The following is a 12,973-nucleotide window of genomic DNA, read 5'->3' on the forward strand; positions in this document are numbered from 1 at the left end:
CAATAGAATAAAAATTATGGAATACGTAAAGTTAAATAACGGCGTACAAATGCCAATGTTAGGCTACGGTGTCTTTCTGGTTTCTCCTGAAGAGTGTGAGCGCTGTGTATTAGATGCCATCAGTGTTGGCTATCGTTCTATTGATACAGCGCAGGCTTATTACAATGAAGAAGGCGTGGGCAACGCTATTGTAAAAAGCGGTGTGCCACGGGAAGAACTTTTTATTACAACTAAAGTGTGGATTACAAATGCAGGGTACGAAAAAGCCAGAGCATCAATAGAACAATCCCTTCATAAACTGCAAATAGATTATATCGATTTACTCTTGATACATCAACCGTATAATGATTATTATGGAACGTATCGGGCGATGGAAGAAGCGTACAAGTCAGGAAAAATCAAAGCGATCGGATTGAGTAATTTTTATCCTGACAAATTTGCGGACCTTGCTAAATTTAGTGAAATTAAGCCTGCGGTGAACCAATTGGAAGCCCATGTATTTCATCAGAGAAAAGAAATACGAAAACACCATGAAAAATACGATACAGTGATGGAAGCCTGGTCTCCTCTAGCACGGGGTGGTACTGAACTATTTACCAACCTGGTTCTAGTAGAAATTAGTAAGATGTATAACAAAACTCCGGCACAAGTAGCGCTTAGATTTTTAATTCAAAGCGGCGTAATCGTCATTCCTAAATCTTCTCATATAGACCGGATGGTTGAGAATATCAACATATTCGATTTTAGCCTTACCCTTGATGAAATGCAGAATATAGAAGGTCTGGACAGAGCGAAAACATTGTTCATGAACCATAACGATGCAGATGCGATGGAGAACCTCTTTGAAAGATTTAAAATATAAGGAGTACTTTAAGTACCGGCAATGTTAGTAAACTTGGTTGATATTTAATCCATGAGTTAAATTCACTATTTGATAAATTAGAATTTCAATACATTGAACATCATCCGCTCAAATCATTTGGAGGCCCAAAATCTGAGAGGGTTGCTCATAAAAAAGCAACCCTTTCCTCTTTGACTTCAGAACCTTATCTTAGAAGGACGACTATTTAGGAAGGGTAATCAACTTACCACTCATCCTTTTATATCTTTATTTTCAACATAACTGAATAGCTCTCTCTTTGCCATTAAGCTAAACAACGCTTCTAACTGATTCCACAAGCCAAACTTCTCTATCTCCCAGGAGTGTCCCCAGAGATGAAAGCATCCTCCATATTTTTCAATATAATCCAGATAATAATTCACCAGCTTAAATGTATCTGCTGTTGCACCTGAACCAAGCCAAAGTTTTAGATCTGACCATCTATTTCTTATAAAAAGGTGCTTAGTGTAGGTATACGCAGAATGATTATATAGCTGCATGGTGGTATCCATTACTGGCAATGTTGTATGTGGTGAAAGAAGGACCGTTGTTCTTACTGTTTTAAAACCAGATTGATAGATGACCTCAAGAGCCTCTTTAGTATACTTCCCGAAAGGAGGGCAGAATGATGATGGTGATCTGCCGGTTAATTCCGCCAGCCAATCATAACTTCCTTTTATTTCATCCCTTAGCTGGGTGGAAGAGCATTTTCTGAGGTTAACATGGTTTAATGTGTGACCGCCTATTTCAAATCGCCGTGATAATGATAGAATATCATCCTCAACCATAACTATATTCTGCGTGTTTGTTCTCGGTATATAGAATGTACCTTTAAGATTATATTTTTCTAAGAGGTCCGCAATGCGAAAATCTAACGGATGTCCATCATCCCAGCTTGTAGTAATTTGCTTGATAAAACTCATAATTCTTATAGGTTACAGTCTGTTAGTTCTGTCCAGAGGTAGACTGGTAAATCTGAAGAAGCTGTTCGATATTTGTTTTGGGACTATAGTTTTGCAGATAATCATTGTAGGCATTTGTGCGATAGCGGGCTTTTTCAGAATCATCTAAAGATGTCCAAAATTTCAGTTTAGACCGTAGATCGGATAAGTTTGATTTTTCGAAATGTAATCCGTTAAACTGATCCTTTACAATTGAACCAGATCCTCCTATAGAGGAGGCGATAACAGGGGTTGATGAAGCGAATGCTTCGATGATTACCAGTCCAAAAGTCTCTGAACAAATAGACGGGAATATCACTGCGCTGCATAAAGATAGCTCCCTCTCAATAGCTTCTCTATTTTGAAAACCCAGGTAGGAAACATTTGGGTTATTTGCTACAAACTTTTCTACCCTGCTTTGTAAAGGCCCGTCACCAATAATTTTTAGTTTATAGGTAGAATCTGAAAACGCTTCCAAGAGAAAATCAACTCCTTTTTCTTGTGATAGACGTCCGACATATAAAAAATGTTCCTGTTGTACGCATTGCTTCCTTTCGCTTGCGCGGATAACAAAGTTCGGTTTTACTTTAAATTTCTGAGGTTCAATATGGAAGCTGCTCTTCTGGAAGATTTCTTTAGATTGCTCTGTAAGAATTATATACTGATCAATAAGCTTCCATGTTCCCACTTTTTTGTTTATCCAGACAGTGAACGCTAGTATAAATGTCAATATTCGGGAATTTCGATATACTCTATCATTGATCGCATCCCACGGAAATGGGCTACTCAAGTTCTTTAAATAAGTGTCACTATCATGTGAAAGCACACCCGAAGGGTAGATTAAACGGTAATTGTGTAGAGTAAGCACAATCGGTACCTTACAAAACTTCGCCGCCCAGAATATAGACGGCGATGCCAGATAAAACCAATTATGCACATGCATAACCTCTATTTTATTCTTTTTTAGCCAGTTTATACATTTAAAGAAGGAAATAAGGTTAAAGAATGAAAACAGAAAACCGATAAACTGTACTACTGTATTTTCAGGGTTTTGAAACTTTAAAAAGAAAACATTCAGGTTTTGTTCTTTGAGTAAATTGTACTCGTTTTCGGCTACCAGATCTTCACCTCCCATAAGCAAATAGGTATTGTGCACTATACCTATATTTTTAGATTTCATTTAATATATATGGATTGGAGGCAGCAGGTTATTTAATAAGTTTATTTCATCCAGCTTCTTTATATCAATACTATAGATCCTAGATATTACCGCAGTAAAGATAAATTATTTGACCGGAAATACGTTTTTATTTCATGACTGGAGCCCACCGCATCTACACTATTGAATGTATTTCTGCTCTCATTGAAGTTCTTCCTATCTGCATGCTTCGACAGTTTAGACCGATGTTTCATTGCCTCTCTGTATGGGTATTCACCCGGGAAAAACATGATTCAATAAATCACCCGTATTAGCAATCAAAAGTGAACGGAAATATTATATATTTGATTTGTAAACAACGTCTTATGCATAAAGAAACGCTTTCTCTTCAGTCACGGGCTACCCTTTCAAATATATTATAGATAGCAGTGGGAAAGTAATCGTTAAACTAGACAACACAGACATGAGTCTTAAAACCTTTCAAGTTTTTTTAGAGGAGGTAGTAAAACAAAGCGCTCCTAGATCAGATACGGCCAAATAAAGTATAATTTATTCCATGGAAAATCGCGACTATTTATTAAAGCAACTTGAGGCTTTCGGAGAGGCACTAAGAAGACTACGTTCAAAAGTATCTTTGTTGAAAGAAAGTGACGCTACTGATATCGAAGTTGCGGAAATCGACGAATTGATGAAGGCAGTAATTGGGATTAATTTACAGGATATTGCAAACTTAACGAACGAAGACTTTTTAGATGTGCTACTGGAAAAGAAACTGAAAGGCGCTGATTTGAGTAACGTAATTAATTTATTGGTCGATTTAGCCAAGGTAAAAAGAGGCATGCAGGATAAGTACAATTCAAATCAATTGCTCAGTAAAGCTTTATTCTTAGGGAATTATCTCGCAAGCCAAAAGATGGCATTTTTTGAGAATATTAAGGCGCTTGACGAAGCAAGAAAGCTATTGAAGTAGAAAATAATTCAATTCCTACTCACTACAGGCTTCTAAATTGGTTAGGTTACATTCCTATTTTTGCTTGAACAATCTTGAAAAATGCTGAACGAAAAGCTGCCTTCATCCGCAGGCAGGACGATAGCAGTAGTATTATTTTTGGATATGGTATAACCTTGCACCACAATTGCTGTTGTATCCCGTATAAAACATAAATCATGAAAAGTTTTAAGCACAGAAACTCGGAATGAATTTTTAAATATATAGGATCATGAGTTTTGATGGAAAAAATATTTTGGTAGTCGGCGGCAGTTCCGGAATTGGCTTATCACTTGTTAAGCTGCTACACCAGCAAAATGCGAATATTTACGTGGTATCCAGATCGCCATCTGAGGACTGGCCGGCTAATGTTCAATTTCTCAAACTTGATGTGACCGGAAACCTCGATGCTGTAGCAACGTTTTTGCCACAGCAATTGCATGGGCTGGTCTATTCGGTGGGCAGTATTAACCTCAAACCCTTTACGAGATTAACTGCTGAAGATTTTTTGAAAGATTTTCACCTGAACGTTTTGGGCGCGGTCGGGATGATCCAGCAATGTATGAAGTCTGTTAAAAATGCCGGAGGGTCATCCATTGTGCTGATCAGTTCCGTGGCAGCCAGAATAGGAATGCCTTACCATGCCAGCGTCGCTGCGGCGAAAGGTGCCGTAGAGGGACTGGCACTTTCCTTGGCAGCAGAACTCGCTTCGCAGCAGATCAGGGTAAATGTGGTGGCACCCTCTTTAACCGATACGCCGTTAGCTCAAAACATGCTTAGCACACCCGAAAAACGGGAAGCAATGGGCAAACGACATCCTTTGGGAATGATTGGTCAGCCGCAAGATATTAGCCGCGCTATAGCTTATCTGCTCTCTGATGACAGCAATTGGGTAACCGGGCAAGTGATCGGTCTCGATGGTGGTTTAGGTAAATTAAAAACAAGTTAAATGGATAATATTAATAGTGAGCAGATCAGTCAGCTAGAAAAAGGTTACAGAATAAGCCTCATTAATAGCCTGATAGGTTACCGTTCATTAAACCTGCTTGGTACAACAAGTACTAAGGGGGTCACTAATTTATGTATCATAAGTTCTACTTTTCACCTTGGTGCAAACCCGCCGTTGATTGAATTGGTTATCAGACCCGAACGCGAGCATAATGATACTTTGCGCAATATTAAATCAACGGGGCAGTATACGCTAAATAATATTTTACCCGATTGGTATATGCAGGCTCATCAAACCAGTGCCAGCTACCCTTCGGGTGTCTCTGAGTTTGACGCATGCGGTTTCAATAAACACTATGTAAAAGATTTTAAGGCACCATTTGTTAAGGAGTCAAATGTCCGTATTGGCTTGGAACTGCGGGAAGTGATTGATATGAAAATTAATAATACAACCCTTATTATCGGTGAAATTGTCCACATCCTGACTGAAAGTCTTTTAATTGCGGCCGACGGCACCGTTGACCATAGCAAAGCAATGACTATGACGGTAGCCGGCTTGGACACTTATTATCTTCCAAATCCGGTTGGACAGCTGGCTTATGCCAAGCCGGGGGTCGAGCCTCATTTGAAAGAAGATTCTATTAACGCCAAAGCGTAACTTATGAAAGATGCGGAGGTAATTATTATAGGTGCCGGGTTATCCGGGTTAACCGCTGCTAAAGTACTAAATGCAGCAGGCAAGTCGGTACTGCTTTTAGAAGCCTCTGATGCAGTGGGTGGGAGAGTGACTATTTGGCCTGCTCGTACTCATCCAGCGACTTATCCAGATCTTGCCCCTTAACATGTATTGATTCACAAAATATTTTGCAGGCTTCCGGGTTTTTGCTGTCATCACACTGCGTTTCGCAGTCCGATAATGTGTTTCGGGGCATGATGTTATACAAGTGGGTGACCGTAAAGCCCACAGCCAAGAAAGTGACAAGTACACCGCTAAAAAACCAGACGGGAAACTTGTTCGTTTGTACCAGAGGCTCCGACATCGGTTCATAGAATGGTAGAATGTACTTGATCCGGTCGTAGTGCCAGCACAGCAGATAGATACAGGCAATTACCATTAATGGTGCGGTTAGCAAGGAACCTTCAAACCTCACCGCCAGAGATAAAATGCAAATATTAAATATAATAGGCAGATAAATCAAAGTTCCTAACACTACGGTCCGGGGGAACAGTAATAGAAGCGCTGCAAGTATCTGGGCATAACCCACAAATGTGTAATAATAGCCGGTATGAAACAATGCCTCAAGATAATGTCCCATAGGCTGATTGTTGTGCAGGTCAGTGAAGCGTTCTCCTGTGATTTTAACATATCCTGCAGGAAGAAAGCCCGCCATCAATGCAAAGCGGGTGAAGGTTGTGAAATAACGCATCCACCTGTTACTTCTAACTTTTGCATGTAATTCCTCTAAACTAGCCTTTGTTATCATCGTAAAAGTACTTTGTATTACAAAGTTAATTATTACTCATTCTTATGCAACTTTATAATCAGAAAATATAACAGTCAATTGCGCTCCCTTCGATCATATGTCCGCAATGAATATTTGTAAGAAGTTTTTGAAACAATATGTAAGAGAGATTGGTAGTATTTTTTTTAAATGAGTTTACTAAAGCTATCTGTAAACTAGCAACACTAACCATATAAATTTAGCTGATTATGAAGAATATCCGAGTTGTCTACAGCGACAATGTAAATGGAAACTTGTTTCCCATTCAAAATTATCGTCCTAAACAAATGTAAAAGTTATGAAAAAAAAAAATTTACTTGATTTATTTCATGCTCATCAGGCTGATAGCCTTAAACGTATGCTGGCCGTGTCTGTAATAATGGCTGCGGTTATTACGCCTGTTCACGCCTCAAGAGTTAGCAAAAACCCTTTCGAAATTAACGCTTTGAGGCTGGACATCCAAGTTACCGGGGTTGTGAAAGACGCTAGTGGAGGAATTCTACCAGGGGTATCGGTAACTATAAAAGGCGGTGGCAGAGGTGCAGTCACTGATGCTAGTGGGAGATTCACCCTTTCTGTACCTGAAAACTCAACTTTGGTGTTTAGTTACATCGGGTTTACTACCAAGGAGGTTCCAGTTGGAACAACCCCTGTGATCAACGTTGTATTGGAGTCTTCCGACACTTCACTGGATCAAGTGGTTGTTATTGGTTATCAGACTGTCAGAAGGAGAGATGTTACTGGTGCGACTAGTTCAGTTAACACCGGCAATACTCAACGACTGGTATCTCGCTCATTGCCTGAGACCTTACAAGGGCAGGCTCCAGGTGTATCCGTACGCACCGGGGGTGCACCAGGGCAAGAGGCCGTGGTGAACATCCGCGGTTTGGCCACTTTTGGCAACGCAAGTCCGCTATATGTTATTGATGGGATGATCGCGGATGCAAATACGACAATTAATCCTAATGATGTCGAGGATGTTCAGATCTTAAAGGATGCCTCTGCTGCGGCAATTTATGGCTCGAGGGCAGGTAATGGTGTGATTTTAATTACCACAAGAAAGGGTAAAGAAGGCCCGGCCGTAATAGCTGTCTCCTCGAGATACAGTGTTTCTCAGGTGCCTAAAACTTATGATATGATGAATGCTGCAGAATATGCAGCTACAAATGCCCGTGCATATCAGGCCTCAGGCGTTGCTGTTCAGCCCGGAGTTGCAAATTACAATGGCGCTGTTAATACGGATTGGATTGACGAGTCGTTGAGAACCGGTGCAGTACAAGATTATAATGCGAGCATTTCAGGTGGCGGAAATGGATCGAGATACCTGGTTTCAGGAGGCTATTTCCAAGATAAAGGCGTATTGATTGCCAGGGAGTTTGAGCGCGCGTCTTTCAGAGTCAACACGGAGTCTACGAAAGGAAGATTTAAATTCGGAGAGAACCTTGCTATTACGTCATCTACTTCTCAATCACCATTTCAGGGCGGAGCTTTTGCAGGAAACCCATGGTATGATATGTTTACCAGCATTCCACTAATTCCTGTGCAGGATAATTCTTTAATCGGCACCAACAACCCTGGAGGGTGGGGTTATGGATCAAATGCAAGCATTAACACATTCTCCCGTAATCAATCAGCCATTGCCAATCTTACTTCTGTGAAATCTAATTTTTCAAAGATTCTGGGTAATGCCTATGTGGATTTCAAAGTTATTGAAGGGTTAAATTATCGATTCAATGCCGGTATTGAGACCAGTTTCGATAAAAGTAAGTCAGTGAGAAAGGAAGGTTCTTGGTACCAAAACCAATCCCCTGATTTTAGCCAATTGAACGATAACCGTTCTCAGTTTTTAAATTATCTATTGGAACATACGTTGAACTATAACTATACAATAGGGAAGCACAGCATCAATGGAGTAGTTGGATATACTCAGCAAACTACCCAAACCGAAAATACTTCGGGAAGCGGTATCCGACTAGCACAGTTTGGTGGCAATTATTTTACTACGCTGACCTCTACCGCTGGAGAAGGCCGCAACTCATCAGGGACATTATTTAGGAGCTTACTGGACTCTTATTTGGGTAGAGCAAATTACACGTATGATAATAGATATCTAGTGACCCTGACTTTCCGGTCTGACAAAGATTCTCGCTTCTCGCCAAAATACAGGACAGGGTATTTTCCATCAGCGGCTCTTGGCTGGAGAATTTCAAACGAAGATTTTTTCAAGGTAAATTGGATCTCAGACTTGAAGCTTAGAGGTTCCTATGGCGCTCTTGGAGTAAATACACTAAGCGCTTATCAATACATAGGGTTTTTAAACCAGGCACCTAACGCTGTTTTTGGCGTCGACCAAGTAACCAATGCAGGTGCGATTCAGGCCAAACTAGCTTCGGGTGATTTAAGATGGGAAAAGAAAAAGACGACCAACCTAGGTTTTGACGCATCGCTTTTAGAAAATAAGGTTACAGTCAATTTCGACGTTTTTAGGTCAATATCTGAAGACGTATTATTGGGACAGCCCTTGCCTGGTTACCTCGGTAATCTACAGGGAGATCCAATCGTAAATATCGGTTCTATTGAAAATAAAGGTTTAGAACTTAATTTGGGCTATCGTCCACAGATCGAAGGTGATTTTACATGGGATATTTCAGCAAACATCAGTACGGTAAAAAATAAGGTGCTGGAATTGGGTAACCTGGGTATCGACTTAGAGACCGGCCTGCCCAAGGATTTTATCCAATCAGGCAACACAAGAACTCAGGTTGGGAGATCAATAGGGGAGTACTATGTGTTAAAAACCAATGGTATTTTTCAAAGCCAGGAAGAAGTTAATGCACATAGAGCGCAAAGTCTTTATGCCAAGCCTGGAGATATCCGCTATGTTAATACAATCGATGGGGGTACAAACGACGATATTAATGATAAAGATCGTGTGTTTGCCGGTTCGCCATTTCCGAAGTTCACTTCAGGACTACAATTTAATTCGAGATATAAAGACTTTAGTCTCTCCATTCAATTGTATGGTGCGTTCGGACAGAAATTATATAACGATGTGTTAAGGGAGTTGGACAGCTATGGGAATTCAAATTATCGCAGCGATATAAATCCATGGACGCCAACTAATACTGATACCAGCTTTCCTAGGTTAGGATATCAATTTGCTGAAAATGATAGGGGAATCAATGAGAACGCTAGAGGAAATACCGACCGTTGGATTGAAAACGGATCTTTCTTCAGAATGCGTAATGTGGAGCTAGGCTATAATTTTCCTTCAAAAATGCTTACAAAAGCAAATATCAGTAACGCTAGATTTTATATAAGTGGCCAAAACTTATTTACCATTACCAAATATAGTGGTCTTGATCCGGACGTAGTTGGTGCAAATCCTAATCTTGAGCCGGGAGTAGACAATGGAAATTATCCATCATCAAGGATTATATCATTTGGTTTAAGCGTAGGATTTTAATTAAATAAGATAGTAATGAAAAAACATATATACCTATTGACTGCAGTACTTATCGTATTTGCAGCTTGTAAGAGAGATTTTGATGAACTTAATCCAAATGCACCAGCGATTGTAACTTTTTGGACGACCAGTAATGATGCTACAAAAGGAATTAATGCTGTGTATAGTACGTTCTACCGTACGGCAAGTCTTTACTCTCGTGTCATATTCTATCACGGAATTTTGAAGTCGGATGAAGGTTTTGGGTCTGGGGGTGACGGTAATCTGAACAATTTAATGCGTTTCAACCAAACGGATTATAATAACGGCTTAACGGCTGATACCTGGTCTACCTTATATGTTGGAGTATTCAGGGCTAATCAGGTCATTGCTAATGTTCCGTCGATTAATATGGATGAAGCAAAAAAGAAGGCAATTATTGCGGAAGCTAAGTTTTTAAGGGCGCTCTTCTACTTTAACCTGACACTTTACTACGGCCGCCCACCATTGCTGTTGGAACCATCTGAACTAACGACCGCTCCTGCAAATGCTACAACAGAACAAGCCTATGCACAAGTGGCTAAAGATTTAACTGAAGCTGTCGTAGATTTACCTGTAAGTTATCCGGCTACTGACATAGGCAGGGCAACCAAAGGGGCTGCTTATGCACTTTTAGGCAAAACTTACCTTCAACAAAGGAACTATCAGCAAGCTGCAGATGCATTCGCCTACCTGGTTACCGGAGCCGGTGCTTCTACTTACCGTTTAACTGCTGATTATAGAGATAATTTTATCATCAGTAAGGAAAATAACAGCGAATCTATTTTTGAAATTCAGTTTAGTGAAAATCAAGCTGAAAATACTGATGACGATGTCGATGAATCGAGAATTAACAATACAGGTACGTCTATTCCTCAGTTCTTTGCTCCTCCGGGAGTAGGTTATGCTGATGGGGGAGCTCGCAGGTGGTTAATTGATGAATTTTTACAAGAACGAACTGTTTCAAACACTCAGGATCCGCGTTTAGCCGCTTCATTTATATTCAATAATACTGATCCTGACGGGCCCGATTCAACTATCGTTTATGGTAGAACATTTGCAAGCCGTTATGGCAACGGACCTGACGCGCAAAAAGTTTGGTTCCGTAAATTGCTTAACGATCACTGGAAAAATGAAGAGGGTTTCCGCTCCCCAAATAATTACCGCCTAATCCGGTATGCTGATGTGCTTTTAATGTATGCAGAAAGTCTGAATGGTTTAAACAGAACTGCCGAAGCTTACCAATTTGTTGATAGGGTGAGACAAAGGGCGGGTTTAGCTAGCTTAAGTGTTGCTAAACCTGGTTTAAATCAGGCACAATTCTTAACTCAGTTAAAGCACGAGCGTGTGACTGAATTGGCGGGTGAAGCATGGAGGTGGGCTGATCTCTTACGTTGGGGCGACTTGAGTCCAGCACTCGCGAGTAGAGATGCTGACTTTACAGGGTTTGTCGTAGGTCGAAATGAATACTATCCGATTCCTCAAAGGGACATCGATTTGAATCCAAATTTGACGCAAAATCCCAGATATTAATGAAAAAGGGTTAGCGGGAAAACCGCTAACCCTTTTTTAGGAAATTGAAAAGTGCTAATATTGTATCTGGGTATCAAGAACTTACTTGATTGTTGTATATTAGGTATATGAACATGATGCCGTCTTTTTATGCTCCTCATCCTGCATTACAAAATCACGTTAGCCATATTATGGTCGTCGAGGCCAGGTTTGATAAGGCAGTACCTAAGTTCAGCCCCTTTCCGCCCACTCCGCAGCATGCGATACATTTTTATCCCAGAGATCCAATCGTCACACGCGACAGCAGGAATATCAGTCAGAAGTCGCCTTCAAGCATGATCATAGGTCCGCAAGTTACTCAGGTTAATGTGAGCATGGGTCAGCACCACGTTATTGTTTCGGTAGCGTTCATGCCCGGTGGTATGCACAGGTTGCTAAAAATGCCGATGCATGAATTGTATGATATACCCTTTGATGCCACCTTGTTGTTGGGCCCAGAAATAACGGAAGTGAATGAACGGTTACAAGAAGCGCAAACAGCGTTAGAAATGAAAAATGTAGTAGAAGGCTATTTGATGGGCAAACTCCAGTATTCTTTATTACTGCCCTGGGAATTTGCTATGAAAGGGCAATTGCAAGGTAATCTTTCTATAGACAATGCGGCTTCTTTAGCTTGCCTAAGTCTTCGTCAGTATGAACGGAGAGCTAAGGAAATCATGGGCTATTCACCGAAGGTTTTTGCCAGAATAATTCGTTTCTCGAAGGCTTACCGGTTGAAGGAACGACAGCCCCAATTGAGTTGGACTAGCATTGCCCATACCTGTTGCTATTTCGATCAGATGCATTTGATTAGAGATTTCAAAGAGTTTGCAGGCGAACTTCCCGGAACACTGGCTAAACAAATTAGTAACGCTCCTGCGCTCTTACAGGAGCACTTGCGGATATAAGATGTCGTTTTTATACTATTTATGCCCATGGCTATAAATTAGTTTTATAAAAAAAACTTCATCATGAAATACAGATTATTTTTAGTAGGATTTATTTTATCAGCGATGTCTGTTCAGGCACAAGTGAAAAACGCAGATACAGGAGCGATCGAGAAACAGGTTGATCAGATAGTTAATAGCTGGAACAGGCATGATTATAGTGATATGGAAAGTTATAGTGTGGCAGACTGTAGCTGGGTTAACATTGTGGGTATGGTATGGAAAGGTTTAAAAGAAGTCAAGTACGCTCATCAGTTCTATCATGACAATATGTTTAAAAATACAACCATGACTAAAAAGGCAGTCTCGGTGCGTATGATCGGCGCAACGACCGCAATTGTACATTTCAAAAGTTATGTGAGCGAATTTACTACGCCCGCTGGACATAAAATGCCAGGCAATGATAACATGGCCTTGTTGGTTTTTGTGAAACAGAATGGCAAATGGTTGCTGACTGCAGGGGAAAATGTGACTGTTGACGCGGAAGCACAAAAGCACAATCCTGTTTCACATATGAAAAAATAAAGGTTCAAGGAATTCATTTGATAGCAAGAAGTGTAGAAATCATCTATC

12 protein-coding genes are annotated in these 12,973 nt (G+C 40.5%); 9 read left to right on the plus strand and 3 right to left on the minus strand.

Annotated features, from left to right (window positions below; genetic code table 11):
- The first annotated feature begins 16 nt into the window (after positions 1–16).
- On the plus strand, positions 17–862 hold the full coding sequence (locus WKF66_RS11085) for an aldo/keto reductase (RefSeq protein WP_489674514.1): 846 nt from the start codon (positions 17–19) through the stop codon (positions 860–862).
- Positions 863–1,092: 230 nt separating this feature from the next.
- Here WKF66_RS11085 and WKF66_RS11090 read toward each other — a convergent pair whose 3' ends face one another.
- Positions 1,093–1,803 carry a polysaccharide deacetylase family protein gene (locus WKF66_RS11090; protein WP_489674515.1) on the minus strand — a complete coding sequence of 237 codons (711 nt, stop codon included), beginning with the start codon at positions 1,801–1,803 and terminating at the stop codon, positions 1,093–1,095.
- A gap of 22 nt (positions 1,804–1,825) precedes the next feature.
- Positions 1,826–3,001, minus strand: coding sequence for a glycosyltransferase family 4 protein (locus WKF66_RS11095; RefSeq protein WP_489674516.1), 1,176 nt, complete (start codon positions 2,999–3,001; stop codon positions 1,826–1,828).
- Positions 3,002–3,536: 535 nt separating this feature from the next.
- Between WKF66_RS11095 and WKF66_RS11100 the strand changes: the two genes are divergently transcribed.
- The 4 genes from WKF66_RS11100 to WKF66_RS11115 all read left to right on the plus strand — a co-directional run bounded on the left by WKF66_RS11100 (position 3,537) and on the right by WKF66_RS11115 (position 5,757).
- Positions 3,537–3,950 carry a hypothetical protein gene (locus WKF66_RS11100; protein WP_489674517.1) on the plus strand — a complete coding sequence of 138 codons (414 nt, stop codon included), beginning with the start codon at positions 3,537–3,539 and terminating at the stop codon, positions 3,948–3,950.
- 250 nt (positions 3,951–4,200) lie between these two features.
- Positions 4,201–4,917, plus strand: a complete 717-nt coding sequence (locus WKF66_RS11105; protein ID WP_489674518.1) for an SDR family NAD(P)-dependent oxidoreductase — start codon at positions 4,201–4,203, stop codon at positions 4,915–4,917.
- Complete coding sequence (locus WKF66_RS11110) at positions 4,918–5,574, plus strand: flavin reductase family protein (protein WP_489674519.1); 657 nt, start codon at positions 4,918–4,920, stop codon at positions 5,572–5,574.
- Between the two features lie 3 nt (positions 5,575–5,577).
- A complete protein-coding gene (locus WKF66_RS11115; RefSeq protein ID WP_489674520.1) occupies positions 5,578–5,757 on the plus strand; it encodes an FAD-dependent oxidoreductase in 180 nt (59 codons plus the stop codon).
- On the opposite strand, the gene WKF66_RS11120 is transcribed toward WKF66_RS11115, so the two are convergent.
- Positions 5,705–6,400: a hypothetical protein gene (locus WKF66_RS11120; RefSeq protein ID WP_489674521.1), complete on the minus strand. Its 696-nt coding sequence runs from the start codon at positions 6,398–6,400 to the stop codon at positions 5,705–5,707. The genes WKF66_RS11115 and WKF66_RS11120 overlap by 53 nt on opposite strands.
- Before the next feature lie 316 nt (positions 6,401–6,716).
- On the opposite strand from WKF66_RS11120, the gene WKF66_RS11125 reads away from it, so the two are divergent.
- The 4 genes from WKF66_RS11125 to WKF66_RS11140 all read left to right on the plus strand — a co-directional run bounded on the left by WKF66_RS11125 (position 6,717) and on the right by WKF66_RS11140 (position 12,925).
- Entirely contained in the window at positions 6,717–9,884 is a 3,168-nt protein-coding gene (locus WKF66_RS11125) for a SusC/RagA family TonB-linked outer membrane protein (protein WP_489674522.1), read from the plus strand.
- A gap of 15 nt (positions 9,885–9,899) precedes the next feature.
- The gene (locus WKF66_RS11130; protein WP_489674523.1) at positions 9,900–11,435 is read left to right on the plus strand and encodes a RagB/SusD family nutrient uptake outer membrane protein; all 1,536 of its coding nucleotides are present in this window, start codon (positions 9,900–9,902) and stop codon (positions 11,433–11,435) included.
- A gap of 113 nt (positions 11,436–11,548) precedes the next feature.
- Entirely contained in the window at positions 11,549–12,361 is an 813-nt protein-coding gene (locus tag WKF66_RS11135; protein ID WP_489674524.1) for an AraC family transcriptional regulator, read from the plus strand.
- A gap of 63 nt (positions 12,362–12,424) precedes the next feature.
- Positions 12,425–12,925, plus strand: a complete 501-nt coding sequence (locus WKF66_RS11140) for an SgcJ/EcaC family oxidoreductase (RefSeq protein ID WP_489674525.1) — start codon at positions 12,425–12,427, stop codon at positions 12,923–12,925.
- Positions 12,926–12,973: the final 48 nt, after the last annotated feature.

Origin of the sequence: Pedobacter sp. (genome assembly GCF_037719805.1) — a bacterium.
In the GTDB taxonomy this organism is placed as follows: Bacteria; Bacteroidota; Bacteroidia; order Sphingobacteriales; family Sphingobacteriaceae; genus Pedobacter.